At 65.4% G+C, this 26,543-nt stretch carries 19 protein-coding genes; 10 read left to right on the forward strand and 9 right to left on the reverse strand.

Annotated elements, in window-relative coordinates:
• Positions 1 to 31 precede the first annotated feature (31 nt).
• From pbpC to clpS, 3 genes are all read right to left on the reverse strand, one after another.
• A complete protein-coding gene (gene pbpC / locus AC0Z35_RS24590; RefSeq protein WP_046804780.1) occupies positions 32 to 2,251 on the reverse strand; it encodes a penicillin-binding protein 1C in 2,220 nt (739 codons plus the stop codon).
• Positions 2,248 to 7,476, reverse strand: coding sequence for an alpha-2-macroglobulin family protein (locus tag AC0Z35_RS24595; RefSeq protein WP_485132774.1), 5,229 nt, complete (start codon positions 7,474 to 7,476; stop codon positions 2,248 to 2,250). Before AC0Z35_RS24595 ends, pbpC begins: the two co-directional genes overlap by 4 nt.
• A gap of 151 nt (positions 7,477 to 7,627) precedes the next feature.
• Positions 7,628 to 7,942 carry an ATP-dependent Clp protease adapter ClpS gene (clpS, locus tag AC0Z35_RS24600; RefSeq protein ID WP_006220276.1) on the reverse strand — a complete coding sequence of 105 codons (315 nt, stop codon included), beginning with the start codon at positions 7,940 to 7,942 and terminating at the stop codon, positions 7,628 to 7,630.
• Between the two features lie 227 nt (positions 7,943 to 8,169).
• On the opposite strand from clpS, the gene AC0Z35_RS24605 reads away from it, so the two are divergent.
• Together AC0Z35_RS24605 and AC0Z35_RS24610 are read left to right on the forward strand one after the other, a co-directional pair.
• On the forward strand, positions 8,170 to 8,415 hold the full coding sequence (locus AC0Z35_RS24605; protein ID WP_006220277.1) for a cold-shock protein: 246 nt from the start codon (positions 8,170 to 8,172) through the stop codon (positions 8,413 to 8,415).
• 147 nt (positions 8,416 to 8,562) lie between these two features.
• Positions 8,563 to 9,018 carry a DUF192 domain-containing protein gene (locus AC0Z35_RS24610; protein ID WP_223264891.1) on the forward strand — a complete coding sequence of 152 codons (456 nt, stop codon included), beginning with the start codon at positions 8,563 to 8,565 and terminating at the stop codon, positions 9,016 to 9,018.
• 134 nt (positions 9,019 to 9,152) lie between these two features.
• Here the strand turns inward: AC0Z35_RS24610 and pcaF are convergent, their stop codons facing one another.
• From pcaF to xseA, 6 genes are all read right to left on the reverse strand, one after another.
• Positions 9,153 to 10,358 carry a 3-oxoadipyl-CoA thiolase gene (gene pcaF / locus AC0Z35_RS24615; RefSeq protein WP_046804699.1) on the reverse strand — a complete coding sequence of 402 codons (1,206 nt, stop codon included), beginning with the start codon at positions 10,356 to 10,358 and terminating at the stop codon, positions 9,153 to 9,155.
• A gap of 147 nt (positions 10,359 to 10,505) precedes the next feature.
• Positions 10,506 to 11,933 (reverse strand): chloride channel protein, encoded by a 1,428-nt coding sequence (locus AC0Z35_RS24620; protein ID WP_485132773.1) that lies wholly within the window; start codon positions 11,931 to 11,933, stop codon positions 10,506 to 10,508.
• Between the two features lie 178 nt (positions 11,934 to 12,111).
• A complete protein-coding gene (locus tag AC0Z35_RS24625) occupies positions 12,112 to 13,824 on the reverse strand; it encodes a methyl-accepting chemotaxis protein (protein ID WP_485132772.1) in 1,713 nt (570 codons plus the stop codon).
• 279 nt (positions 13,825 to 14,103) lie between these two features.
• A complete protein-coding gene (sodB, locus tag AC0Z35_RS24630; RefSeq protein WP_046804702.1) occupies positions 14,104 to 14,682 on the reverse strand; it encodes a superoxide dismutase [Fe] in 579 nt (192 codons plus the stop codon).
• A gap of 162 nt (positions 14,683 to 14,844) precedes the next feature.
• On the reverse strand, positions 14,845 to 18,036 hold the full coding sequence (locus AC0Z35_RS24635; protein WP_485132771.1) for an ankyrin repeat domain-containing protein: 3,192 nt from the start codon (positions 18,034 to 18,036) through the stop codon (positions 14,845 to 14,847).
• A 94-nt stretch (positions 18,037 to 18,130) separates the two neighbouring features.
• Complete coding sequence (gene xseA / locus AC0Z35_RS24640) at positions 18,131 to 19,498, reverse strand: exodeoxyribonuclease VII large subunit (protein WP_219990442.1); 1,368 nt, start codon at positions 19,496 to 19,498, stop codon at positions 18,131 to 18,133.
• A gap of 353 nt (positions 19,499 to 19,851) precedes the next feature.
• Here xseA and AC0Z35_RS24645 point away from each other — a divergent pair, with 353 nt between their 5' ends.
• The 8 genes from AC0Z35_RS24645 to murJ all read left to right on the forward strand — a co-directional run bounded on the left by AC0Z35_RS24645 (position 19,852) and on the right by murJ (position 26,432).
• A complete protein-coding gene (locus tag AC0Z35_RS24645) occupies positions 19,852 to 20,517 on the forward strand; it encodes a MotA/TolQ/ExbB proton channel family protein (RefSeq protein ID WP_046804704.1) in 666 nt (221 codons plus the stop codon).
• Positions 20,514 to 20,927, forward strand: coding sequence for an ExbD/TolR family protein (locus AC0Z35_RS24650; protein WP_046804705.1), 414 nt, complete (start codon positions 20,514 to 20,516; stop codon positions 20,925 to 20,927). Before AC0Z35_RS24645 ends, AC0Z35_RS24650 begins: the two co-directional genes overlap by 4 nt.
• Positions 20,924 to 22,027 (forward strand): tetraacyldisaccharide 4'-kinase, encoded by a 1,104-nt coding sequence (lpxK, locus tag AC0Z35_RS24655; RefSeq protein WP_485132770.1) that lies wholly within the window; start codon positions 20,924 to 20,926, stop codon positions 22,025 to 22,027. Before AC0Z35_RS24650 ends, lpxK begins: the two co-directional genes overlap by 4 nt.
• 64 nt (positions 22,028 to 22,091) lie before the next feature.
• Positions 22,092 to 22,271, forward strand: a complete 180-nt coding sequence (locus AC0Z35_RS24660; protein ID WP_120156251.1) for a Trm112 family protein — start codon at positions 22,092 to 22,094, stop codon at positions 22,269 to 22,271.
• Between the two features lie 10 nt (positions 22,272 to 22,281).
• Positions 22,282 to 23,046: a 3-deoxy-manno-octulosonate cytidylyltransferase gene (gene kdsB, locus AC0Z35_RS24665; RefSeq protein WP_104144415.1), complete on the forward strand. Its 765-nt coding sequence runs from the start codon at positions 22,282 to 22,284 to the stop codon at positions 23,044 to 23,046.
• A gap of 91 nt (positions 23,047 to 23,137) precedes the next feature.
• The gene (gene adk, locus AC0Z35_RS24670) at positions 23,138 to 23,794 is read left to right on the forward strand and encodes an adenylate kinase (RefSeq protein WP_046804709.1); all 657 of its coding nucleotides are present in this window, start codon (positions 23,138 to 23,140) and stop codon (positions 23,792 to 23,794) included.
• Between the two features lie 135 nt (positions 23,795 to 23,929).
• Positions 23,930 to 24,688 carry a 3-hydroxyacyl-CoA dehydrogenase gene (locus AC0Z35_RS24675; RefSeq protein ID WP_485132769.1) on the forward strand — a complete coding sequence of 253 codons (759 nt, stop codon included), beginning with the start codon at positions 23,930 to 23,932 and terminating at the stop codon, positions 24,686 to 24,688.
• A gap of 184 nt (positions 24,689 to 24,872) precedes the next feature.
• Complete coding sequence (gene murJ, locus AC0Z35_RS24680; protein WP_485132768.1) at positions 24,873 to 26,432, forward strand: murein biosynthesis integral membrane protein MurJ; 1,560 nt, start codon at positions 24,873 to 24,875, stop codon at positions 26,430 to 26,432.
• The last annotated feature ends 111 nt before the right edge of the window (positions 26,433 to 26,543 follow it).

Raw genomic sequence — 26,543 nt, forward strand, 5'->3', positions numbered from 1 at the left:
GGTCAAATACACGATTCATATTCTATGCCGATCATGGCGTAACGCCAGCGATTTCAAAAACCACTCTATCGTGGCGGCCTAGCGTGTCCATGACGGTTAGCGTATACCGGCCGTCTTGCGCCAGCACTAATTTAAACGGATGACTCGACGCGCCGTGATTCACCACGCGGCCATCAAGCATCCACCATACTTCTCCTTCGGCGCCTTGCACATCTACATCCAGCGCCACTTGCCGGCTGCCCGGCACGGGCCGAAGGACCGAACCGCTGGCCACGCCACCCACGCGCAACGGCCCTTGGGTAGCGTCGGCGTAACCGGCAAATGACGGCGGCGCCGTGTCGTTCAACAGCCACGCGGCGCGCTGTTCGGGACATTGCCCCGACGGCACGCTGCCCAACCGATAACCCAGTGGCCAACATGTGACCGCCGCCTGCACCGTTTCGGGCCGGCTACGGACCTGCTGCGCGCCTTCCGGCAACGCGGCCACAATATCTTGCAGTAACGGCGCCGCCACATTCGCCCCGAAAAAACCGGGGTTCGGCGTGCCGTCCGGGCGACCTACCCAGACGCCTAGCGTCCATCTGTCGGTCACCCCGATTGCCCAGGCGTCCCGGAAACCAAAGCTGGTCCCGGTTTTCCAGGCCAGCCGCCGGGTCGGGCTGCCCGACTGGTAGAAAGGCCGGTCGGGATGCCCGCCGCCTTCAAGAATATCGCGAACGATCCAGGCGGCTCCAGGGCTCATCATACGGGACTCGATTCGAGGCTGCTCCGTCCGAAGGCGGGGCCGTCCCGAGACGCCATCGCGGGCCAAAGCCCGGTAAGCGCCGACCAGTTCTTCCAATGTGGTGCCACCCCCGCCCAAAATCAAGCTTAAATTTGGGGCAGCCCCGGCCGGCATTCGTAACCGCACGCCGCCAGTCAGCATAACCGACGCAAAACTGGCGGGGCCGACACGGTCCAGCAAGTCCACCGCGGGCACATTCAACGACCGCTGCAACGCCTGCGCCACACTGACCGGGCCCGAAAAAGCGGCCTGGAAATTGCCGGGTGCATAACCGCCGAATGACATGGGCGCATCGATCAGCAGGCTTTCCGAATGAATCAGCCCTTCGTCCAGCGCCTGCGCATACAGAAACGGTTTAAGAGTAGAACCCGGCGAGCGCACGCCACGCACCATATCCACGTGGGCATAACGGGTATCGTCGGAAAAATCGGCGGACCCCGCGTAAGCCTTGACCTCCAGCGTATCGTTATCCATCACCAGCACCGCCATGGAAACCTTGGGCGGCAAATTATCGACACGGTCCAGCAACATTCGTTCCACCGATGCCTGCATGTCAGCATCCAGCGTCGATGCGACCAGCGGCGGGCGCTGGCCCGGCCGCCTTGCGGTGGTTTTGGTACCGGCTTCCTGCAACAGGCGCTGTGCGGCCAGGGGCGCAAGCCAACGTGCGCGTAGCGGCGGCGCGATTACGTTTTCGATCTTGGCATCGGCAACTTCCGCCGGGGTCCAGCGGCCCAGTTCGGCCATGCGGTCCAGCACCTTGTCGCGCGCAGCCTGCGCGGCCTCGGGGTGGCGGTCGGGACGCAGGCGCGAGGGGGCTTGCGGCAACGCGGTCAGCATCGCGGCCTCGGCGGGGCCGAGATCACGGGCAGCCTTGCCCAGCCACAGCCGCGAACCCATTTCCACGCCTTCCACGATGCCGCCCATGGGCGCGTGGGTCAGGTACAAGGACAGAATTTCATCCTTGCTGTAGTGCATTTCCAGTTGCACCGCGCGCCACGCCTGTCGCAATTTGGCCGACATGGAGCGCGAGGGCTTGCCCGCCAGTTGGGGGTCAATCAGGCGGGCGACCTGCATCGTCAGGGTTGATCCCCCCGAAACAATGCGGCGGTTCGTGGCCCATTGCCAGCCGGCCCGCGCGAACGCCACCGGGTTGACGCCGGGATGCCAGTAGAACCAGCGGTCCTCGTACGTGAGCAGCGTTTCCAGGTAGCGCGGAGACACCTGGTCCGGCGTGACCGGATAGCGCCAGATGCCGTCGCGGCTGGGGTAGTTGCGCAGCGGCGTGCCGTCGGCGGCCACGACGACGGCGGCGCCGCCGGAATCGACAGGCGGCAGCGGGTAAAGGCGGTCAAGCACGAATAACAACGCGGCCAGCGTAAACAACACGCTGGCCGCGATGATGCCGCGCCGCCGCCACCGGCGAGCGCGCAAGGCGCCCGCCGTGGGGGTGGCGGCGGCGGTCAAGGACGCTTGGCGCCGCGATCGCGGATTTCGACCGTGCTCCATTGCTCACCCACGCCGCGGATTTCCGGGCGATACATATCTTCCGCCACGGTCGAGGGCACCGCATAGCGGCCCGGCGTCACGACGCGCACCAGATAGAACACGTCCACCTTGCCACGACCCAGGGACACGGCGGCCACGTAACGGTCATCGCGGAACTCACGATGCTTGATGTTGGAATCGGCCATGGCTTCGGCCACGCGGCGCCCGCCAATAGTCCATTCCTGCATCTCGGGGCTTTGCGACAGGTTCAGGTTTTCGACTTCAAAACCCGCCGGCACACGGTCCTCGATCAGCGCATCCGGAATGTTCTGGTTGGCGCTGGCCTGCACCCACACCACCAGCATGTCGCCGCTTTGCAGCGTGCCGCCATCCCAAGGCTTGCCGTCCGGGCGATACCAGCCACGCTTGAGCTGGATCACGTCGTTGCGCGGCTTGGGCGCAACCGTCGGGCTGCCCTGGATGTCGTATTCCAGGAACAAGGACTGCGCACCCGTGTTAAGGATTTGCGTGTTGGCCAGATCGGCCGCCGTCAGGCCGACGGTCTGGTCGGTCTTGCCGCCGTCCAGCGGCTTGCGCACGCCATTGACGGTCAGCGCGGCTTCCCACGGGGTGCCCTTGTCGCCACCGATGGCGCGTGCCGCCATCAACAGCGCCATGCGTTCCTGCGTGGACAGGTACGAACGGTTGCCCAGGCGCGAAGTCAGTTGCGTCAGCAGATTTTCCAGGCGCTCGTGCTTCAGGCCGTACTGGTTGGCCAGCGCGTACGACAACGCGTAATCGCGCACGCTGCTGCCGTAGTCGCCCAGCCATTCGTCGTAGTAGCCGTTGTAATTGCGGCGCGGGAAACCGTATTCGCGCGTCATCGCGGCGTCCAGCGCGGACTTCATGCGCCCTTCGTCGCCCATCAGCTTGAACGCGGCTGCCAGCTGGATCAGGGGCAACGGCGAACGCGCGCGCTCTTGATAGTTGTCGAACAGCTGGCGCACCGTCGACAACGGCGCCTTCTTGTCGCGAGCCAACGCCAGCACGGCGGTCGACAAGCCGGCAAAACGGCGGTGGTCTTCGCGCAGGACGTTGGCATCGCTGCCGTCGATGCGGCCGGCTTCAACGTTGCGGCGCAGATTCACCGACCACGTGCCAAAGGTGTTCGACGTCTGCTGCACTTGCTCCAGCAACCATTGGCGCGAACGGTCCAGCGTGGCTTCGGGCACTTCAAAGCCCTGGTCGCGCGCGTCTTGCAGGAAGCCGACGGCATAGGCCGTCAGCCACACATCGCGCGAGCTGGAACCGCTCCAGAGGTTGTACGAACCTACCGCGTTGCGCATGCCGGACAGGCGGCCGATGGCGCCGGACACCTGCGCGGCGCGTTCCACCTGCGAATGCGGCTTCAGGCCGAACTGCTTGGCAACGGCGTCATCGATCAACACCCACGGCAAGGCGCGGCTGATGGTCTGCTCGGCGCAGCCATACGGATACGCCAGCAACCCCTCAACCAGCTTGTTCACGTTGAACGGCGGGCGATTCGACACGGTCAGGCTGACCAGCGCCGAATCCGGGTAGTAAGACGACACCCACGAGGCCTGCGCCGCATTGGTTTCACCCGGGTTCAGGCGCAGGCGACGCACCTGGCGTTCGCCTGCGTAGGCCGGCTGCACTTGCAACACCGATTCACGCACGATGTGCACCGGCTTGGCGCCGCCCTGCCCGTCGATGGTCAGGCGCATCAGGCCCAGGCCATACGAGCCGGTCGTGGTGGCGTTAAAGCGCAAGGTGGTGCGCTGCTTGTCCTTCAGCGTCACCGTGCGCACGCCGTCCGTAATGGCCAGCGGGTCCAGGGCTTCCAGCTTGATGCTGATCTTTTGCTCGGCGCCGCTCAGGTTGGTCAGGTCCAGCGCAATGGCGGCCTGGTCGCCCGGCGTGATGAAGCGCGGCGTGTTCAATTCGGCGACGATCGGCGCGGCCACCACCATTTCGGTGTCGGTGCTGCCGTAGTTGTCGGCCGTGAACGCCACCGCCATCAGGCGCAAGGTGCCGTTGAAATCGGGCAGGTCCAGCGGGATGTCCGCTTCGCCTTGCGCGTTCAGCGTGACCGGGCCCGAGAACAGGTCGACCAGCTTGACCTTCTTGGGCAGGCTCTTGCTGTCGCCGCGCATGGCGGCGTCACCGCCCCACTTCAGCTTGCCCTTGGTGCCGTCCATTTTTTCGATCAGCTTGCCGTACATGTCCAACAGTTCGGGCGCGTAGCGGTGCTTGCCGAAGAAGTAGTCCAGCGGGTCAGGCGTGGCGTACTGGTTGATGTTCAAGATGCCCACGTCCACCGCGGACAGCGTGACCGTGGCTTGCTTGCCCTGAGCGCCGTCGACCTTGACGCGCACCGTCGTCTTGGTTTCGGGCACGGCCTTGGGCGCGGCCGTCAGCTTTACATCCAGCTTGCGATCGGTGCTGGCAATCGGCAGGAATGCCAGGCCCAGCGCACGGGCCGGCGTCACGCGGTCGCCTTCACTGCCCGGGCGGAACACGGCGGCGGCCACGTACAGATCGTGGCGCTTCCAGTCCTTGCTGACCGGGATCTCGACCACGGTGCCCGTTGCCTTCACGGCCACCCAGGTGGACCACAACATGCGGTCGCCTTCGACGGTGACCAGCGCCTGGCCGTCGTGCGGCGGCGTCAAAGTGACCTTGACGGTGTCGCCCGGCTTGGCCGGCACGCCTTCCAGCTTCATCTGCACGCGATCGGGGCGGTTGCCCATCGCGTCGGCGTCCTGCGCGTTCCAGCCGGCATAGAAGCGGTAGCGCATCGTCTCGCCCGTTTCCGGGTCGGCGATTTCAAGGCGGTAACGGCCCCACTTGACCGGCACGGTCAACTGGGCGCGGTCGTTCAGCGCCACTTCGCGCGAATCGATCAGTTCTTCGGTTTCGGTGTAGCCGCTGTTCCAGCCGCGCTGGTCGTCAAAGCGCCAATAGTATTGGCGTTCTTCGCGGAACAAACGCATCTGGGCCTGAGCCAGGGGCTGGATCTCGCCCTGGGCGTTGACGCGGATCACTTCGAATCCGGCGGGTGCGCTCTCGCGCGCCACGTCGCTATCGAACTGGGGCCGCACGGCGATCAGTTTGTCGGCGGGCCAGACGCTGCGCTCGATGGAACGCACCACCGGGCGGCCGCCCGATTCCAGCAGACTGGCCGACACGCGCACCTTCATCGGCGAATGCGTGCCTGCCGCGTTGGGGTTGACGCTGATCTGAGCAGCACCCTTGTCGTCCAGCGCCTCTTCGGGCAGTTCGCCAAACGTGCGGCGCGTGTCATCGGCGACGTCGCCGAAGATGAAGCCCGGCCATTTCTGGGCCTGCGCGAAACGGTCGCGCTTGACCTGGAAGGTGGACAGCAGGCGGTTGCCGGCGGCGGGTGCGCCGTAAAGGTAATCGCCCTGCACATCGACAAGCAGTTCCTCGTCCGGCGACAGCACCTCTTGCTCAGAGGTCAGCGCCATCTTCATACGTTCAGGCAGGAATTCCTCGACCTGGAACTTCCACGACGCATCGGGCGCGCGCGAGGCCGGGTCAACACGCAGTTCCAGCAGCCACGAGCCGGTCTGCGCATCCAGCGGCAATTCGATTGCGCGCTCGACATAGCCGACCAGATCCTTGTTGGGCTGCCACAGCGTGTTCTGCACCACGCGGCCATCGGGGCGCTTGATGGTGGCCGTCAGCGGCGCGGGCGTCAGCATGCGGCCGTCCAGGTCGCGCGGCAGCACCGACACGTTGAACGTTTCGCCAGGGCGATACAGGTTGCGGCCGGCGTAAATGAACAAGTTATTCGGGCGCGACACATGGCCGCCCGTATCGAACTCCGACAGATCCAGCGCGGGCTCGGCCAATGCCAATACCGTCATTTCCTTGTCGCGCGATGCACGGATGACGCGCGCGTTGGTGAAGCTGCCATCAAAGCGCACATGACCTTGCCCATCGGCGGCGGCCTTGGCCAGCGTCTTGCCGGCGCCGTCGACCAGTTCAAAGACTGCGCCGGAGATGGCCTGGCCGGACTTCAGCGACACGGAATAGGCTTCCACGCGGTCGCTGTAGCGGCGCGCGTGCAGGCCGATATCGCTGACGTAGAAGTACGTGACCTGGTATTCGTAGCGGAAACGGCCGGGCTGGCTCATGACCGCGATATAGATGCCGGGCTCTTGCAGTTCCTTCACGCCTTCAACGGGCAGGAAGGTAACGTGGCGGCGGTTCGGCTTGTCGTCGGTGATGAAGCGGCCTTGATAGACGCTGGTGGTCAGCGAATTCAGGCGGTCCAGATCCCAGTTGCTGACCGAACCCTTCAGGCCACGGTTGTCGGAATAGCGCCAACTGTCTTCTTCGTTGTAGCCGCCCTCTTCTTCGTCATCGGACGCCTGCGCGGTGTTGCGGCCAATGCCCAGCACCGTTTCGAACAGTTCCGGCACGCGGTCGGGCGCGACACGCAGGAATTGCACGTCCACTTCCGGCACGTTGACGGTAGCCACGGGCAAACCGCCGTTCTGGCCGGCCGGCAGCACCACGCCACGGCTGGCGAAATAGAACGACGGCGGCATCGCCTGCGTGTTCACTTCGCAGTTGGACGATTGCGCCAGCACGACCTTGTCACCCACGCCCGGCAAACCGGAGCGCACGGTGATGGCGTACTTGCGTTGCGGCTGGATATACGGGAAATACACCATGCGCGGGTTGTCACCCACAATCCAGCTGCCTTTGACGATCTTGCCTTGCGGGGCGGAGTCGCCCGGCTTCACCGAGGCGGGCTGGTCGCCGGCGTTGGAGGCCGTTTCGCTGTCCTGGTCGGCTTTGCCCGACGAGGCGCCCAGATCGGTGACCTGAAGGAAGTCATCCAGCTTGCCCTTGGCATCCACCGGCTGGGTGAACGTGACGGACAACGACAGCGCGTCGTTATATTGGCGTGGTTGGCAGGTCAGTGCGGCGAACGGATCGGGCGCGCCGACCGTGGCGCTGGCGCCCAGCGTGGGTTTTGCCTCGCCCGGCGGGGCCGCCGCGGGGCTTTGAGCCGGGGCGGACACCGCAGGGGCCGCACCCGGAGCCGCCGCCTGCTTGTCCTTGCCCATCCACCAGCCCACGCCTATGGCGCCGGCCAACACCACAACGCCGGCAACCGCCAGCCAGGTCTTACTAACCTTTCCACTCACGGCAAACCCCTCCGCCTACTCGAATACAACGCTCCTTAGCGGCGGAGCTGCCGACCATCCGGATCCGCGCGCTTCCCCAAACGCGGACATTGCCGTGCCATTGGCGCACAGCAGAACGCCGCCTTCGAGGGCGGCGTCTTCATTCTTGGTATTAAACGGGTTCCATCACACATTGCAGCGGGTGCTGGCGCGCCCGCGCATACTGTCCTACCTGGGCGATGCGGGTGGCGGCGAGGTCACGGGGGTACACCCCGCAAACTCCGCGCCCTTCGTGATGCACTTGCAACATGATCCGCGTGGCCTCTTCATGATTTTTATTGAAGAATTTTTGCAGGACTTTCACGACGAATTCCATCGGCGTGTAGTCATCGTTCAACAGCAGAACCTGATACATCGGAGGCGGCGCGGCGCGTGCCGGTGCCTTCTCGACGGCCAAATCATGCTGGGTATCCAAGGTAGAACTCATAGGGCGGCTATTCTATTTAAACTGGGGACGCCTAACGTGCAACTTACTTAAAATTACACGCGGAAATACGTAGTTTCCATACTTGACGACACAAAGAAAAGCGGCGCATTATCACCGCATTCTGGGGTTTTCAACTCATCGAAAATCTGCCAGGAAGCCGGAGGGGGGGACAGAGGTCTAGACCGCGATGCCCTTCTGTCAACATACGATTCAATGAGGCAGTCCGCATGTCTGATACGACCGCAACCGCCGTCCAAGGGGACAATCCCAAATCGACGGGTACCGTCAAATGGTTCAACGATGCAAAGGGGTTTGGCTTCATTACGCCCGACGACGGCGGTGAAGATCTGTTCGCCCACTTCTCGTCCATACAGATGAATGGTTTTAAAACCCTGAAGGAAGGCCAGAAAGTGGCTTTCGAAATCATCCAGGGGCCTAAGGGCAAGCAGGCGCTTAATATCACGGCCGCCTAACACCCTATAAAGTGCAGCGGTAAGGTTGCACCATTATCCAGGCGGGGCTTTCGGGCCCCGCCTTATTATTTTCTTTTTACTGCGCCAGTCATGCTGAAGAATGCGAAGTTATTACCTGCCACTCCTACGTTGTTCAAGACGGCGTTCATGAAACCCGCGTTCCTTAAAGCCGTATCGGCGGCACTGGCAAGCGCGGCATTGATGCTGGGCGCGGGCGCCCATGCGCAAACCGGGCCGCAACCGCCCTTGCCCACCACGCAACTGTCAGCCGGCATCCATATTATCCGCGCCGAAGTTGCCAACACCGACGCCACGCGCCAAGCCGGCCTGATGTTCCGCAAAGAACTGCCCGGCAACGATGGCATGCTGTTCGTCTTCGAGCGGCCCGACGTGCAGTGCTTCTGGATGCGCAACACGCTTTTGCCGCTCTCGATTGCCTTTATCGCCGACGACGGCACGATCGTCAACATCGACGACATGGCGCCGCAGACCGAAGACCCGCATTGCGCCCGCAAGCCCGTGCGCTACGCCCTGGAAATGACCCAAGGTTGGTTCGACGAGCATGGCATCAAGGCGGGCCGGAAAATAGACGGTCTGCCCTGAGCCGGGCGCCCCGGGGCGCCAGTGCGCCAGTCGGATGTAGAAAGGGAGCCCCGAGAGGCTCCCTTTTTTGATTCCGCCGCGAACCGCGCGGCGGAAAAAACAACACTTCAGGTTTCAGGCTTGAAGCCGCAAGCTCAGACGCGTTCGATGATGAGCGCGATGCCCTGGCCCACGCCGATGCACATCGTGCACAGCGCATAGCGGCCGCCGGTGCGGTGCAGCTGGTTGATCGCGGTGGTAGCCAGGCGGGCGCCGGATGCGCCCAGCGGGTGACCCAGGGCGATTGCGCCGCCGTTGGGGTTCACGCGCGGGTCGTTGTCGGCAATGCCCAGTTGGCGCAGCACGGCCAAGCCCTGCGCGGCAAAGGCTTCGTTCAGCTCGATGACGTCCATCTGGTCCAGCGTCAGGCCGGTCTGGGCCAACACCTTCAGCGTGGCCGGGGCCGGGCCGATACCCATGATGCGCGGCGCGACGCCGGCGGTAGCCATGCCGACCACGCGAGCGCGCGGGGTCAAGCCGTGGCGGGCGGCCGCCTTTTCGTCAGCCAACAGCAACGCGGCGGCGCCGTCGTTCACGCCCGACGCGTTGCCGGCCGTGACGGTGCCGCCTTCGCGGACCACACCCTTGAGCTTGGCCAACGATTCCAGGCTGGTTTCACGCGGATGCTCGTCCTTGGAGACGATGATGGCATCGCCCTTTTTCTGCGCAATCGAAACCGGCACGATTTCGGCGTCGAACACGCCTTCTTTCTGCGCGCGAGCCGTCTTTTGCTGGCTGGCCAGCGCAAACAGGTCTTGGTCTTCGCGGCTGATGTTGAAGTCGTCAGCGACGTTTTCGGCCGTTTCGGGCATCGAATCGACGCCGTATTGCGCCTTCATCAGCTTGTTGACGAAGCGCCAGCCGATGGTGGTGTCGAAAATGGCGGCATTGCGCGAGAACGCGCTGTCGGCCTTGCCCATGACGAAGGGCGCGCGGCTCATGCTTTCAACGCCGCCGGCCAGCATCAGCCCGGCTTCGCCGGCGCGGATGGCGCGGGCGGCGGTGCCAATGGCGTCCAGGCCGGAACCGCACAGGCGGTTGACCGTGGCGCCGGGGACTTCGATGGGCAGGCCGGCCAGCAGCGTGGCCATGCGGGCCACGTTGCGGTTGTCTTCACCGGCCTGGTTGGCGCAGCCCATGATGGCGTCGTCCAGTTCTTCCCAGCGCACGCCGGGGTTGCGCGCTACCAGCGCCTTGATGGCGACGGCGGCGAGGTCATCAGGACGCACGCTGGCCAGCGCACCGCCGTAGCGGCCGAAGGGGGTGCGGATCGCATCACAAATAAAGGCATTCACGGTCATGGGAAGCTCGGAGTGAAGTGAAAAATTCGGGATCGGACGATCTTAGCGCACCGCATTTAGCGCCAAGTTGGTGCACACCTGGGGTGTCCGTCTCATGGACAGTGTCCGGTAGGTGTTCACCCTGATCGCCAAGCCGGCCGCAGGCTTTCAGAGCGACGCGGGCTTGGAAGGCGCCGTTGCGGCGCCCGCCCCGGACTGCGCGGCGCGACCCGCCTCGACGATGGCTTGCCGCCGAAAGCGCCCCGCAGCCAGGTGATAGAACGGCTGCGGGCAGAACTGCCGCGACACGCCCGAGGCCAGCAGCGACCCCACCAGCAACCAGAACAACATCGGCTGGCTGCCCGTCATTTCCATGACCACCACGCTGGCCGTCAACGGCGCCTGCGTGGCGGCGGCCAGAAAGGCGGCCATCGACACCAGCACCAGCACACGCTGGTCCACGCCCTCGCCCGCCAGTTCCCAGATGTGTTGGCCGATGCCGGCGCCCGTGGTCAGTGCGGGGGTGAAGATCCCGCCCGGGATGCCCGCCCAATACGACGCGACGGTAGCGGCCAGCTTGGCCAGCCCGAAGCCGACCGGCGCGGTGTCGTTGCCCGACAGCAGATCGGCCGCCACCCCATAGCCCGTGCCGTACACGCTGCCGGCCGTGCACAGGCCAATCACGGCCAGCACCAGGCCCATGATGAAAGCCGTCCAGATAGGATGCGCGCGGATCCAGGCGCGCCAGGCCGCGGGCGCCGCGCCTGCCGCGCCCTTGCCCAGCAGCCGCGCGAAAATACCGCCCAATGCGCCGTTGATCGCGCCGCAGATGACAATCCACATCACCATGCCGTGGGCCAGCGGCGCACCGCCGAACACGCCGAAATACGGGTTGTTGCCTTGCACCGCGACCACCAGAAACCCCGCTGCCAGCACGCCGATCAGCACCAGGCGCTGCCAGCGCAGCACCGTGCCTCGGCCCAGCTCTTCAATGGCGAAGATCACACCGGCAAGCGGCGCGTTGAAGGCGGCGGCAAGGCCGCCGGCCGCGCCGGCCGCGATCAGTTCATTGGCGTGAAAGCCCCGCAGCTTGACGCCACGACGCTTCCAGAAATCCCCCCATGCCAGCATGAGCGCGGCGCCCACCTGCACCGACGGGCCTTCGCGGCCGATCGATGCGCCGGCCAGCATGCCGAAGAATGCCAGGGGAATTTTCCAGAGGGTTTGCGCCAGCGACACCAGGCTGGTCTGGCTGGCCCCCGGCGGCAATGACAGCGCGCCGATGACTTGGGGAATGCCGCTACCGGCCGCGTTGGGCGCAAACCGCAGCGTCAGCCAGCGCAAGCCGGCCAGGCTGAACGGCAGCACCAGCAAGGCAAGCCAGCCGTTGTGGCCCACCCATTCGCGGTTCCAGTCCAACGCTTTGTCGGCCAGATACGCAAAACCGAGCGACATCAGCGCGACCAGGCCGGCCCCGCCCAACAGCAGTGCCATTTGCAGGCTCTTGCGCGACAGACGGTTGATCTGACGCACTTTGCGCCGCATCAGGCGGCGGGTGGCGGCGGAGGTCCGGCGGAAAGGTTCAGTCAGGCTCATGGGCTGCTGGCATGCGGCGGAAAGTCGCTAACCTTAACATTCCCACCTGACTCGCAGCCCACAACTTCGCAGCCCACAACTTCGCCGACCACAACTTCGCCGACCACGATTCCGCCGTCCACGGACTTACCGCCCGGGCGCTACCGCGCAATCCCGCGCGGCAGCGCCCGGCGGCTGCTTAGAACGAGGACCAGTCGTCGTCCGACGCGTGCGCCAGCGCCGGCCGCGCCTGGCTGGCGCGCGTCACGGTCGCTGCCGGCTTGCGCGCGGCCAGGGACGCGGGCGTGGGCGTAAGCAAACGCGCCTCGGCGCCACGCCCGGAACCCGCGGCGGCGTCCACCTTGAAGCGGCGAACCTCCTGCGCCAGGCGGCCGGCCTGCTCTTGCATGCTGGCGGCCGCGGCGGCGGCTTCTTCAACCAGCGCGGCGTTCTGCTGCGTCACGGTATCCATCTGCGCCACGGCCTGGTTGACCTGGCCGATGCCGGACGATTGCTCTTCGGATGCGCTGGCAATTTCCCGCACCAGCGTTGCTACCTGACGCACGCTGTCGACCACTTCGCGCATGGTGCGGCCTGCCTCGTCCACCTGGCGCGTACCGCCCTGCACACGCGCGGCGGATTCGTCGATCAGCGCCTTGATTTCCTTGGCGGCCACCGCCGAGCGTTGCGCCAAGGTGCGCACTTCACCCGCGACCACGGCAAAGCCCCGGCCCTGCTCGCCCGCGCGCGCCGCTTCCACGGCGGCGTTCAGCGCCAGGATGTTGGTCTGGAAGGCAATACCGTCGATCACACCCGTGATATCGGCGATGCGGCGCGAGCTGTCCGAAATGGCGCTCATGGTCTGCACCACGCCTTCCACCACTTCGCCCCCGCGCACTGCCACGGTTGACGCCTGCGTCACCAGACGATCGGCCTCGCTGGCGTTGTTGGCGTTTTGCTGCACGGTGCTGGTCAGCTCTTCCATCGACGCGGCCGTCTGCTCCAGCGACGAGGCTTGCTCTTCAGTACGTTGCGACAGGTCGGAGTTGCCTTGCGCGATCTGCGAGGACGCCGAGGCGATGCTTTCACAGCCATCGCGCACGTCCGCGACGATGCGCGCCAGGCTTTCGTTCATGGCCTTCAGTGCCGTCATCAAGTCGCCCGTTTCGTCACGCGTGGCCACCTGGATGTCGGTGGTCAGATCGCCCGCGGCGACCTGGCGCGCGGCTTTCACCGCCTGTTCCAGCGGACGCACGATGCCGCGCGTGACCAGCCAGCCCAACAGCATGCCGATCACCACGCCGGCCACGGCCAGGATGATCATCACGGCGCGCACGGTGTCGTACAGGTCGGTGGCTTCGTCCACCGATTGCGCGGTGGCTTTTTCCTTGCCCACGGCCAGGTTGGTCATCAGGTCGTCAAGCTTTTGCGACGAGGCGATAACCCGCTTTTCGATCTCGGCCACACGCGGATCGGTTTGCGTCAACGACTGCGACTTCGCCGCCGTGAAGAACGCTTCCGACTCCCGCTTCCACACCTGTTCGGTTTCGACAAACTGCGCCAGCAGGCGCTTGCCCTCTTCTTCGTGGAAATTCTTCGCGGCCTTGTCGCGAAGCACGTCCATGTTCTTGACGGCGTCGTCAAACTGCTTTTTCAACGCCTGGCGATCCTGATCGGTGCTGGCGGCCAGGTAGCCGCTGCGGGCGCGGCCCGCGTAGATCAGATTCAGATTGGATTCTTTCAAATCCGAGATGCCACGCAGCTCGGTGTCGTACAGCCGGTCATTCAATTCGTTGATGCGCGACAGCCCCCAAACACCAAAGGCCCCGATGGCACCGCCGATTACCGCCACGAGCAAAAACGCGCCCGACAGGCGCGCCCCAATGCGCAAGCCTGAAAATAAGCGAAACATGCTTCCCTTCCCTGTAGTTACCCCGGTTGTAAGCGGGCATGCCGCGATCCGTTGGCCCCGTGGTTCAGCCCTGACCACTGGCAACAATAGCGGTCGGGATTCCTAGGGATAACCCTAAAGAAAAGGTTGTTTCTTTGTCATTTCCCTGGAATGAAATCGACAATCGACAGGGTTATGTCAGCTGAATTCTTCCTGAAATGGAATAAAAAAAACCCCTGCGCAAGGCACCAGGGGTTTTTTCTTGCGGGCCACGTGTGCGGCCCGGCTTGTCTTTACCGATCAGGCAAAGTTCTTGGCGGCGAAATCCCAGTTGGCCAGTGCCCAGAAATTTTCCAGGTACTTGGGACGCGCGTTGCGGTAGTCGATGTAGTACGCGTGTTCCCAGACATCACAGGTCAACAGCGGCTTGTCGGCGGTGGTCAGCGGCGTGGCGGCGTTGCTGGTGTTGACGATGTCAACCGAACCGTCGGCCTTCTTGACCAGCCAGGTCCAGCCCGAACCGAAGTTGCCGGCTGCCGACTTGTTGAACGCTTCCTTGAAAGCGTCGAAGCTGCCCCACTTGGCGTTGATGGCATCAGCCAGCTTGCCGGTGGGTGCGCCGCCGGCCTTGGGGGCCAGGCTGTTCCAGTAGAACGTGTGGTTCCAGACTTGAGCGGCGTTGTTGAAAATGCCACCCGAGGACTTCTTCACGATGTCTTCCAGCGACAGCGTTTCGAATTCCGTACCCGGGATCAGGTTGTTCAGGTTCGTGACGTAAGTCTGGTGATGCTTGCCGTAGTGGAACTCCAGCGTTTCCTTGGAAATGTGCGGGGCCAGGGCGTCGAGTTCGTAAGGCAGGGGGGGAAGAGTATGTGCCATGTGTTGGTTCCTTCTGTTGAGTGCACGATCAAGCCGGTCAATTGTATCGGCAACTAATGAGGATACCGCGTTAACCCCGCGTCCGCGCGGGGTTAACGGCGCGCATGAGCATATGCGCATTCACGCCGACGCACGGCGTGTCGCACTGGGTTTTTGTAAACGCTACTCTTTCTCGTATCGCAGTTCCCTGCCGCCTTCCGACTCCACCAGCGTGCCGTCTTTGTGCACGGCGAATGTCTTGTGCAGCGGTGCGCCGGCGGCTTCTTCCGGTACGTCCAGGTCCACGCGTATCGCGCGCGTGCCGGCGTCCAGTTTGCTGATGTCTACCTGATGCCAGCGCGCGCCCGAGGGCAGCGGCACAAACACGGCCAGTGTTTTCAAAGCGCCCGGCTCGATGGGTGCGCTGATGCCGTCTTCACCTTCGGACGGGCGCGGACCGCCCCCGTGATCGGCATCCGCCGACGACATCGCCACGTCAACTTTCACCGGGCGATCGCGGTAGAAAACGCGCACGGACAAAAAGCCGGGCTGGGTGGGGCGTGCGGGCCGGGTATCAGCACGCACGTCGTGGACAGGCGAATACGGCTGGATCGGCGGCGTGTCCAGAAACACCTGTTTGCCGTCGCTGCGCCAGGCGCCGCGCGCCGCGATGTCGACGGCGCCGTAGCTCAGCATGTAGTCAAAGCTGCCGTCCGGCGACAACAGCAATTGGCTACCGACTTCACGCACACCGTTCAGCACATACAGGCCCGCCAAGCCCGCGGAGTCGGCGGATTTGCTGGCCACCTTGGCGGCCCCTCGCCTGGACGGCGCGGGGGACGGGCAAGTGGCCGGCGGGGATGCACCGGCCGCTTGGACGACACGCTGGAACGCGGGTGCGGACTGGCATGCCAGCGTGTGGGCGAAGGACTGGCCAGGCGGTGCGGCGACCTTGTCAAAACGCGCACCGTGGCGCGCCAGCAATGACAGCATGGCGGGCTGGCCGGATTGCAACGCCACCCACGCCGGCCCGCGGCCCATGGCGTCGGCCTGGTCGGGACGCGCGCCGGCCGTGAGCATGGCGCGGACCAGGTCTTCGCGGCCCAGTTCGATTGCGGTGTTCAAGGGCGTCGCGCCGTCGTCCAGTGCGGCGTCCAGCGACCCCCCGGTGGCGTTCACGAACCGCAGCAGCTGCACAAGTTCGCCCTGCCGGGCCACGTACCACTGCCGGCTATGAAGCAACTGAACCACGATGCGTCGCGACAGCGGCGCGGCGTCGGGCGCGCAGGTCGAGGGCTTGCCGGTAAAACCCGCCGCCTGCAATGCCGCGATATAGCCCGGCGCTTCGATCAGGCTGGCTTCGCCGCGTTCGGGCACGCAGGCTTGCGCCACGGGTTGGCCGGTGGCTTTGCTGATGCGGCGCACCAGCGCGATGTCGCCCGAGGCCACGGCCGCGTTCAACAGCGCGTACGAAGCCGGGGCGCGGGGCAGGCGTGGATCGTCCAACTTGGCGCCCGCCCGCAGCAGCCGTTCCAGCATCGCGGCGTCTTGCCTGCCGATCAGCCAGTACAGCGCGCTTTCGCCATCGGTCGCCAGGCCGACCGGGTCCGCGCCCTTGGCCAGCAAGGCGTCAACGACGGGCACTTGCCCCGACGCTGCGGCCAGCAGCAACAGCGGCGCGCCGTCGCCGCTGTCCGCGTCCCCCGCCTTCACTTCCGTGGGCACGCCAGCTTCGATCAGCATCAACGCCAATGACGTATCGCGGTTTTCCAGCGCGCGCCGGATCGCCCCCGTGCCCAGCGCCTTCAGGTCGAAGCCCGCATCGGCAAACAGGCGCAGCGTTGCGGCATCGCCCGATTGCACCGCGACATCGACGGGCGATTTCACGTCATAGCCTTCACGCTTGGCGCGGGGGTCGGCGCCCGCGGCCAATAGCAGCTTGATGGCTTGCGGTTTGCGGGCCTGTACCGCATCGGCAAGCGGCGTGTTGCCGTTTTGATCTTGCGGGTCGCCATCGACTGGCGCCCCCAGCGCCAGCAAACGTTGCAGCGTTTGCACGTCGCCACGGCGCGCCGCCAGGTTCATGATGGGCTGGGCGTCGGACTCCACTTTGGTGAACAGCGCCGCGCTGGAACCCGTTTGTGGGCCGCGTTGCGCGAACGGCATGTTCTTTTGCACCAACTGCGCCGCAATATCGGGATGGCCGCCCTGCACCGCCGCCTGCGCGGCGTCCAGCCAGAGGTCGTATTGGCCGGTCTGGCCGTAGCCGGTGTTGGGGATTTGGCGCGGCCCAAGTTCCTTCAACACGGGCACCGCGCCGGCATTGCCCAGGTAGGCGGCCAGCGCCAAGGCCGTCAGCCCGTCTTCATACGCCGGCTTGGTGCCGGTGGCGGCCAGCGCCTGCAACGGTGCCGCGCCCTCGGTCAGTTCAACCATGGGCGACCACGCCAGGTAATCCGCCACGTCGGCGCCCGCGTCGGCATAGGGCTTGGCGGCGCCGGCCTTGAACAAAGCCAGCACCATGTGTGTCATTGATGGGCGGTCGACCAGACGCGGAAGGTACGTCATGCGCACCGCGAATTCAAAATCGCGATTCAACAGGAATTCAAGTGGGGTGCGGTGTTCATCGCCGCGCTGATTGGCGTGGGCACCGGCCGCCAGCAGCATGTCCATGAGTTCGGGCGTGCCATACAGCAGCGCCAGATGCAGCGGCGGACGACGCGATTCGTAGGTGACGTCGTTCAGCGGAGGCCGGGTGGCCAGCAGCGCGGCCAGCATGCGCGTGCGCGCAGGCAGCGTGGCCTGGTGAGCTTGGCGTATGCGATCGGCATCCTCGGTTGAAATGCCCCAGTACACGTTCTGGGCGCGCAATTCGCGCGGCGGCTTGAGCAGCGCGTGCAGCAGCGGCACGCCGTCCAGCGCGTAGTCGCCGGGCTGCCGGACCTGCGCCAATGCAGAGGCAAAGGCGTCCGGATCGTTGTTGCGTACGGCGGCAAACAGTGCCCGGGTGTCGGGGGTGTCGGCCTCTTTGTAGTCGCGGTAGGGCGACTGGCAATCGCAGTTGGCGGCGGGGGGCTGGCTTGCGGCCTGAGGCGGTGTCTGGGCCGAGGTCTGGGCCGGGGTCTGGGCCGGGGTCTGGGCCGAGGTCTGGGCCGAGGTCTGGGCCGGGGTCTGAGCCGGGGTCTGAGCCGGTACCTGCGTTGATTCCTGCGCTGATACCCGTGCCGGTCCTTGTGCTGATTCCGGCGATGTTGCCTGCGCTGATACCGGCACTGGTGTGGCCTCTGCCGCTTCCACTAGCGCTACATGCCCCAGCGCCATGACCGTTCCGGCCAACACACCGGCCATCCAACCCATGCTTTCGTTGTGCCGCATTGCATCGCCTCAGAGTGCGTCAACCTGTCGTGCACCACCCCGCCGGCGCCCCCGCCGAATGCGTGGGCGCTGCCGGCCGGCGGATCGTTTCTGCTTAACCGGCGTCGCGGCTATTGCGGGTTTGCTGCACCTGCACCTGCGCCCCGCCCTGTGCAAAGCTCAGGTCCAGCGCCTGCCCGGCCGCCAGACTTGCGGCATCCCGCACGATGCGGCCATCGGCGTCCCGCGCGATGGCGTAGCCGCGCGACAAGGTATTGCCCGGGTCCAGCGCGCGCAACTGCGCCGTGGCCGCCGCCAACCGGTTGCGACCCTGCACGAGCAGACGCGCATGCGCCTGGCCCAGCTGACGCACGGCGCCTGCCAGGCGGTCGGCGGCGCGCCCGGTATCGGGCACGCGATGCGCCAGGCGTTGCGTCAGCAGATTGACGCGCGCGGTGCGCCGGGCTTGTGGGCCCGACCACGCGGACGCAAGCCGGAAGCGCAGGCTGTTCAGGCGTTCTTGCTGGTGCTCAAGCCGTTGCGACGGCGACACCAACTGCCCGGACGCACGATCCAGGCGCTGCGCGGCGCGTTCCAGCCGCCGTTGCTGGCCCCGAACCATGGCTTGGGCCGACTGCATGACGCGGCCCATCAATTCGGAACGTGGCACGCAGGCCAATTCGGCGGCGGCCGTGGGCGTGGGCGCGCGCACATCGGCCACAAAGTCCACGATGGTGAAGTCGGTTTCATGCCCCACGCCGCTGATCACCGGAATTTCGCTGACCGCGACCTGCCGCGCCAGGTCTTCGTCGTTGAAGCTCCACAGATCTTCGATGCTGCCCCCGCCGCGCACCAGCAGCAAGGTGTCGACCTCGGCGCGGGCGTTGGCCAAGCGCACTTGGGCGGCCAGGCGGCTGGCGGCATCGGCGCCCTGAACCGGGGCCGGATAGATGATGACGGGCACTTGCGGCGCGCGCCTGGCAAGCGCCGACAGCACATCGCGCAGCGCCGCTGCGTGCAGCGACGTAATGACCCCGATTGCGCGCGGCAAGCGGGCGGGCTCGCGCTTGCGGGCCGGATCGAACAGGCCTTCCGAGGCCAATTGCTCTTTCAGCCGTAGAAACGCTTCATACAGATTGCCCAGACCGGCCCGGCGCATGGCGTCGGCCTGCAACTGGTAGTCGCCGCGCGGCTCGTACAGGGACACCCGCGCACGGATTTCGACCTGGTCGCCCGCCTTTGGGACAAAACCGACCGCGCTGGCGCGGCTTCGGAACATGACAGCCCGCACCGAGGCCCGGCTGTCCTTGAGCGTGAAGTACCAATGCCCGGATGCCGCCTGCGTGAAGTTCGAAATCTCTCCGCGCACCCATAAAGCCGGGATGCTGCGCTCCAACAACTGCCCCACTGCTTGGTTTAGCTGGGCAACTGTCAGGATATCCCGCGTGAATGCGTTGTTTGTGACTGCAAATTCAATTGTCATGAGGCTTTCCGATGCGTACCTGTCCACAGGGCATACGTAGCGGGGCGCAATGATACCGCGTCCACAGATTTTTGCAGCGGCAGGCCCGAAAGCCAGCAAACTCCGTGCAAGTTATTGATTTTTATATATAAATTATAAAAACTCGATTGCGCTAATTTGAAGCAAACAAGCGCAAGCCCTGTGCCCACAAGCGTTCCGGCGAAGTTTTGCACAGAATTATCCACAATTTCTGTGGATAAATCGCGGGCCTTCCCGCCTTGCCACAAACCCGCCGCACCGTTACAGTTTCGGCTTGATCTGATGCCACGGCGCACGCACTGTTGCCGCCCTATGGCCCCCGGGAGTTGAACGCTTTGCTTTCCATTTTGCGCGAGGCCGGCTGGCCCATCTGGCCCCTGCTGGCGACATCCGTGCTGGGACTGGCGCTGATTTTCGAGCGCTTCCTCTCCCTGCGCCGCAGCCTTATCCTGCCCCGCGGCCTGAACGAACAGGTCGTGGACATGCTGCGCAACCGCCAGGACACGCCCGAAGCCATCAACCGCCTGGAACGAAACTCGCCGCTGGGCCGGGTGCTGGCCGAAGTGATGCGTCACCGCCATCTGCCCCGCGAAGAACTGCGCAACGTGGTCGAAGACACCGGCCGGGCCGTGGCGCATGACCTCAGCCGCTACATCCCCGCCATCGGCACCATCGCCGTCGTCGCGCCCTTGATGGGGCTGTTCGGCACCGTGGTCGGCATGATCGAGATCTTCGGGTCGTACACGCCCGGCGGCGGTGACCCCGCCCAACTGGCGCGCGGCATCTCCATCGCGCTGTACAACACCGGCTTCGGCATCCTGATCGCCATTCCCGCCATGATTGCCCACCGCTACCTGCGCGGTCGGGTCGACGGCTATCTCAGCGCCATGGAGCAATCCGCCTCGCGCCTGGTCCGCGCCGTGTCGCCCGTGCCGCCGGCCCCTTCCACCCATCCCGCAGCCCACCCCGCGGCCTACCCCGCACGCGAGGGGCGTTCATGAATTTCCGCGGTTCCCGGGGCGATCGCGACGAGCTGGACATCAACCTGATCCCGCTGATCGACGTCTTGCTGGTCATCCTGATTTTCCTGGCCGCCACCACGTCGTTCACCCGCTTCACGCAGTTGAAGGTGACCCTGCCGCAGGCGTCGTCCGAGCAGGACACGCCGCCGGCGCTGGAAGTGGCCGTCAGCCAGGATGGGCGCTATGCGCTGAACGGTACGCTGATCGACGTCTCCACGCCTCCTGAAATCGCCGACGTACTGCGTCAGGCGGCTGCCGGCAAGACCGAGCCGCTGGTCATCATCAACGCCGACGCCCAAGCCACCCACCAATCCGTGATCAACATCATGGAAGCCGCCCGCCTGGCCGGCATCGGGCGCGTCAACTTCGCCGCCCAGACCTCACGGTGAGCACCCCGCGTTCGTCTCCTTCGCTGCTGGCCCGCCAGTGGCAGCATGGCGGCTGGCTGTCGACCCTGCTGTCGCCCCTGGCTGCGCTGACCGAGTGGGCGGTGGCCAGAAAGCGCGCCGCCTACCTCAGCGGCGCCAAGCCCAGCTACCGCGCGCCGGTGCCGGTCGTGGTGGTGGGCAACATCTACGTCGGAGGCACCGGCAAGACCCCCATGGTGATCGCCACGGTGCAAGGCTTGCGGGCGCGCGGGTTCACCCCGGGCGTGGTCAGCCGCGGCTATGGCGTGAAGATCGGCCGCGAAGCCCGGGTCGGCGTCGGTGCATTGGCGGCTGATCGCTTTGGCGACGAGCCCGCGTTGATCGCGCGCGCCACGGGCGCCCCGGTATCCGTGCACCCGAAACGCGCGTTGGCCGCCCGTGCGCTGCTCCAGGCGCATCCCGATGTGGACGTGATTGTCTCGGACGACGGCCTGCAACATCTGGCGCTGGCGCGTGACGTCGAAATCGTGGTGCAGGACGCGCGCGGCGTGGGCAACGGCAGGCTGCTGCCCGCCGGCCCACTACGCGAACCCGCGCATCGCTTGCAGGACGTGGATGTGGTCGTCACCAACATCGGCACGCCGGTCGGCCCCGGGGTCCAGGCTAACGCCAACGCCGACGCTGTTCCCGCCCGCCGCCCGCGTCCGGTGCGGATGTGGCTGGAACCGGGCGACGCCCGCCACATCGAAGACGGCGCAACGCGCCCGCTTTCTGCCTTTGCGGGCCAGCCGCGCGTGGCGGCCGCCGCGGGCATCGGCAACCCGGAACGCTTCTTCTCGACACTGCGCGCGGCCGGAATCGAACCGGACGCGACGCTGCCCTTGCCCGACCATCACGACTACGCCGATTCGCCCTTCCAGGGCCTGATGGCCGACGCGATCCTGGTGACGTCCAAGGACGCCATCAAATGTGCCGCGCTGCACGACGCGCGCCTGTGGGAAGTCCCCGTCACGGCGGCTTTTTCCGACGCCCGGTTGTTTGACTGGCTGGCACAAACGCTACACCAACGTCTCGCTCCAAACTCGACATCGGCAGTCGCCCAAGCGCGGCCGCCGACTTGAAAATCTGACTCTCGCCCGGGCCCGCCGGGCCTTGCCCGCCGCAAACTGTTTTAGAATCCCGGTCATGGAATCCCGACTTCTCGACATCCTCGTCTGCCCCCTGTGCAAGGGGCGCCTTGAAAACGACCGGCAGCACGCCGAACTCGTTTGCCGCGCCGACCGCCTGGCTTTCCCGATTCGCGACGGCATCCCCGTCATGCTTGAGTCGGAAGCCCGAGTGCTGGACGAAACCGCCCCCACCTGACCGCCGCACCGTGAGTTTCATCGCCTTGATCCCGGCGCGCGCCGCCTCGACCCGCCTGCCCGACAAGCCCCTTGCCGATATCGCCGGCAAGCCGATGGTCGTGCGCACCGCCGACCGCGCCGCGCTGTCCGGCGCATCCCGGCTGTACATCGCCACGGACGACGCGCGCGTGCAGGCGGCCGTGCAGGCCCATGGCCTGACCGCCCTGATGACGCGCGGCGACCATCCCACGGGCACGGACCGGCTGGCCGAAGCCGTCCAGCAACTGGGCTTGCCGGACGACGCCATCGTCGTGAACGTGCAAGGCGATGAACCGCTGATCGAACCCGAACTGATCGACGCCGTGGCGGCCAAGCTGCAAGCCTGCCCCCACGCCGATATCGCCACCGCCGCCTGCCCGCTGGCCGACGCCGAGGCGCTGTTCAACCCGAATGTCGTGAAAGTCGTGTGCACCGCCGACGATCGCGCCCTGTATTTCTCGCGCGCCCCGATTCCCTGGGCGCGCGATGCGCTCGCCAGCGGCGAACGTGTGCTGGCCGACGGGCTGCCCGCCTGGCATCACATCGGCCTGTACGCCTACCGCGTGTCGTTCCTGCGCCGCTTCCCGACGCTGCCGCAAGGCATGCTGGAACGCTTCGAGGCGCTGGAACAGCTGCGCGCCATGGAACATGGCCATCAAATCGTCGTACACCGTACGCTCAACCCTCCCGCAGCGGGCGTAGATACCCCGGCGGATCTGGAACGCGTGCGCTTGGTCTACAGCAAACAGATGTAAGGGTTATTTCCCATGGCGCAGCCCCGCATTGGCTGCTGCGTTGCGGCATAATCCCCCGGATCACAAAAAATAAACCCCATCAGGAGCACTCATGCGTCTCATCTTGCTCGGACCTCCCGGCGCCGGCAAAGGCACCCAGGCCGCGTTTCTCACCCAACACTTCGGCATTCCCCAGATCTCCACCGGCGACATGCTGCGAGCCGCGGTGAAGGCGGGCACGCCCTTGGGTATTGAAGCCAAAAAGGTCATGGACGCCGGCGGTCTGGTTTCCGACGAGATCATCATCGGCCTGGTCCAGGACCGCCTGAAGCAGCCCGACTGCGCCGGCGGCTACCTGTTCGACGGTTTCCCCCGCACCATCCCGCAAGCCGACGCGCTGAAAAGCGCCGGCGTCAAGCTGGACTACGTGGTGGAAATCGAAGTGCCCGAAGAGGACATCATCGAACGCATGAGCGGGCGCCGCGTGCACCAGCCCAGCGGCCGCAGCTACCACGTGCGCTTTAACCCGCCCAAGGTTGAAGGCCGCGACGACCTCACCGGCGAAGAACTGATCCAGCGCGACGACGATCGCGAGGAAACGGTGCGCCATCGCCTGTCCGTGTACCGCGAACAGACCCGTCCGCTGGTTGATTACTACTCGACCTGGGCACAGCAGAACGCCGCCGAAGCCCCGAAGTACCGGAAGATCTCGGGCGTGGGCGCCGTCGACGAAATCAAGTCGCGCCTGTTCGAGGCTGTCAACAGCTGATAGGCGCTTGGTCGGCCCAAAGGCCTTCGGCGCCGGCTGGACGCACTGCGCTCCAGCATCGGCCCGAAGGCCTTGTCGCATTCGGCGCCTGCCGCGCCGCTTTCATCCCCTTTGAATTGAACTGGTGGTAGAGACATGGAAATCGCGAACAAGGTATTCATCGTTACGGGTGGCGCATCGGGACTGGGCGCGGGCACCGTGCGCATGCTGGTGGAAAACGGCGCCCAGGTCGTCATCGCTGACGTGCAGGACGAGCCGGGCCAGGCCCTGGCCAAGGAATTGGGCCAGCGCTACGTGCATTGCGACGTCACGCAGGAAGCCGACGGCAAAAGCGCCGTGGCGGCCGCGCTGGAACTGGGTGCGTTGTTTGGGCTGGTGAACTGCGCGGGCGTCGCGCCTGCCGCAAAGATCGTCGGCAAGAACGGCGCGCACCCGCTGGAACTGTTCCAGAAGGTCGTGTCGATCAACCTGATCGGCAGCTTCAACATGATGCGCCTGGCCGCCGAAGCCATGAGCGCCAATACCCCGGAACCCACGGGCGAACGTGGCGTCATGATCAACACGGCGTCCGTTGCCGCCTTCGACGGCCAGATCGGCCAGGCTGCCTACGCGGCATCGAAGGCGGGCGTGGCAGGCATGACCCTGCCGATCGCGCGCGATTTGGCCAAGACCGGCATCCGCTGCATGACCATCGCCCCGGGCATTTTCGGCACGCCGATGATCTTCGGCATGCCGCAGGAAGTGCAGGATTCGCTGGCCGCCAGCATCCCCTTCCCCGCCCGCCTGGGCCGTCCGGAGGACTACGCCAAGCTGGTCTACAGCATCATCACGAACGACATGCTGAACGGCGAAACCATCCGCCTGGACGGCGCCATCCGCATGCCGCCGAAGTAAGAATGCCCCCACGCCGCGCATGCTTCGCACGCTTGCTGCCCCCCGAGGGGGCGTCTTTCCCCTTGGGGCGGCCCGGCGGGGAAAGGGCATTCTTGCGTAGTGCGTGGGCGGGGAGCGCACCGGTCCTTTCAACAGGCGTTGTGTTTGCGGGGCCAGTCCGCCCCAATTTTTCGTAGTCCCATCCATGAGCCTGTTTCGTTCGGCGGCCACCGTCAGCAGCTTCACCCTGCTGTCCCGCATTTCCGGTCTGATTCGCGACATCCTGGTCGCGCGCGCCTTTGGCGCCGGCCCTATCACCGACGCCTTCTGGGTCGCCTTCCGCATTCCCAACCTGCTGCGCCGCTTGTTCGCCGAGGGCGCGTTTGCCCAGGCGTTCGTGCCCATACTCGGCGCCGCGCGCAACAAGCGGTCTGAAGAAGAAGTCCGCATCTTGCTGGACCGCGTGGCGCTGCTGCTGACCGCCACGCTGATGCTGATCACGTTGATCGGCATCGTCGCCGCGCCCTGGGTGGTGTCGGCCATGGCCAGTGGCCTGCGTGGCGCTGCCCGCGATACCGAGTTCGGCGCTGCCGTCTGGATGACGCGGATGATGTTTCCCTACATCTTCTGCATGTCTCTGATTGCGTTCGCCTCCGGCGTGCTGAACACCTGGCGCCGCTTCGCCGTGCCGGCCTTCACCCCCGTGCTGCTCAACCTGTCGATGATCGCCGCGTGCATTTGGCTGGCGCCGCGCATGGATGTGCCCGTTTACGCACTGGCCGTCGGCGTGATGATCGGCGGCGTGGCGCAACTGGCCGTGCAATGGGTGGCCCTGGCCCGCCTGGGGCTGACTCCGCGCTTTTCGCTGCGCTTTCGCCAAGCCTGGGCCGACCCCACCGTGCAGCGCATCCTCAAGCAAATGGCGCCCGCCACGCTGGGTGTGTCGGTGGCGCAGATATCCCTGCTGATCAACACCAACATCGCCACCTGGCTCACGCCGGGCAGCGTCACGTGGCTGTCCTTCGCCGACCGGCTGATGGAGTTTCCCACCGCCTTGCTGGGCGTGGCGCTAGGCACCGTGCTGCTGCCCAGCCTGTCCGCCGCCCACGCCCGCGATGACCACGGCGGCTACAGCGGCCTGCTGGATTGGGGCTTGCGTCTAGTGCTGCTGCTGGGCGTGCCCGCCGCGGTGGGCATGGCGCTGCTGTCGGACGGCCTGGTAGCCACCCTGTTCCACTATGGCGCCTTCGCCGCGCAAGACGTGCTGCAAACGCGCCTGGCCGTCATGTCGTACTCCGCCGGCTTGATCGGCCTGTTGGCCGTCAAGATTCTTGCCCCGGGGTTCTATGCCAAGCAAGACATCCGCACGCCCGTCAAAATCGCCATCGGCGTGCTGGTTTTGACACAGTTGATGAACCTGGTGCTGGTACCGTTCATGGCGCATGCCGGCCTGGCGCTGGCCATTGGCCTGGGCGCCTGCCTGAACGCCTTGGCGCTTCTGATCGGCTTGCGCCGCCGGGGCGTGTACCAGCCGGGGCCGGGCTGGACCGTGTTCGTGCTGCGCCTGCTGCCGGCCCTGGCGGCGTTGGCCGCATTGCTGTGGTACGCCGACGGCAAAATCGACTGGCTCGGCATGCAGGCCCATGCGGGACAGCGCGCCGGCTTGCTGGGTGGCGTTTTGGTGGCAAGCGGGGTGGTGTACTTCGGAACGTTGTTACTCTTTGGCTTCCGGCTTAAAGACTTTGGACGTCGGCCAAAAGTCTGATTTCGGCCGTTGCGCAGACAATCCCACCAAAAAGCCGGCTTCCCGCCGGCTTTTTGCACTAGATTCGTCAAGAAATGCCAACAGCCCGGTAATCTTTGGTAAAAAACCTTT

This window comes from Achromobacter sp. 1L-A-4-B-C2 (genome assembly GCF_057291955.1).

Bases quoted from the DNA above. Each gene is read 5' to 3' on its own strand.
- AC0Z35_RS24650 (WP_046804705.1), top strand. From the start codon at position 20,514: ATGAATTTCCGCGGTTCCCGGGGCGATCGCGACGAGCTGGACATCAAC.
- AC0Z35_RS24605 (WP_006220277.1), top strand. From the start codon at position 8,170: ATGTCTGATACGACCGCAACCGCCGTCCAAGGGGACAATCCCAAATCG.
- AC0Z35_RS24610 (WP_223264891.1), top strand. From the start codon at position 8,563: ATGAAACCCGCGTTCCTTAAAGCCGTATCGGCGGCACTGGCAAGCGCG.
- xseA (WP_219990442.1), bottom strand. From the start codon at position 19,498: ATGACAATTGAATTTGCAGTCACAAACAACGCATTCACGCGGGATATC.
- AC0Z35_RS24625 (WP_485132772.1), bottom strand. From the start codon at position 13,824: ATGTTTCGCTTATTTTCAGGCTTGCGCATTGGGGCGCGCCTGTCGGGC.
- sodB (WP_046804702.1), bottom strand. From the start codon at position 14,682: ATGGCACATACTCTTCCCCCCCTGCCTTACGAACTCGACGCCCTGGCC.
- AC0Z35_RS24635 (WP_485132771.1), bottom strand. From the start codon at position 18,036: ATGCGGCACAACGAAAGCATGGGTTGGATGGCCGGTGTGTTGGCCGGA.
- murJ (WP_485132768.1), top strand. From the start codon at position 24,873: ATGAGCCTGTTTCGTTCGGCGGCCACCGTCAGCAGCTTCACCCTGCTG.
- AC0Z35_RS24660 (WP_120156251.1), top strand. From the start codon at position 22,092: ATGGAATCCCGACTTCTCGACATCCTCGTCTGCCCCCTGTGCAAGGGG.
- AC0Z35_RS24675 (WP_485132769.1), top strand. From the start codon at position 23,930: ATGGAAATCGCGAACAAGGTATTCATCGTTACGGGTGGCGCATCGGGA.
- pcaF (WP_046804699.1), bottom strand. From the start codon at position 10,358: ATGACCGTGAATGCCTTTATTTGTGATGCGATCCGCACCCCCTTCGGC.
- AC0Z35_RS24620 (WP_485132773.1), bottom strand. From the start codon at position 11,933: ATGAGCCTGACTGAACCTTTCCGCCGGACCTCCGCCGCCACCCGCCGC.
- adk (WP_046804709.1), top strand. From the start codon at position 23,138: ATGCGTCTCATCTTGCTCGGACCTCCCGGCGCCGGCAAAGGCACCCAG.
- clpS (WP_006220276.1), bottom strand. From the start codon at position 7,942: ATGAGTTCTACCTTGGATACCCAGCATGATTTGGCCGTCGAGAAGGCA.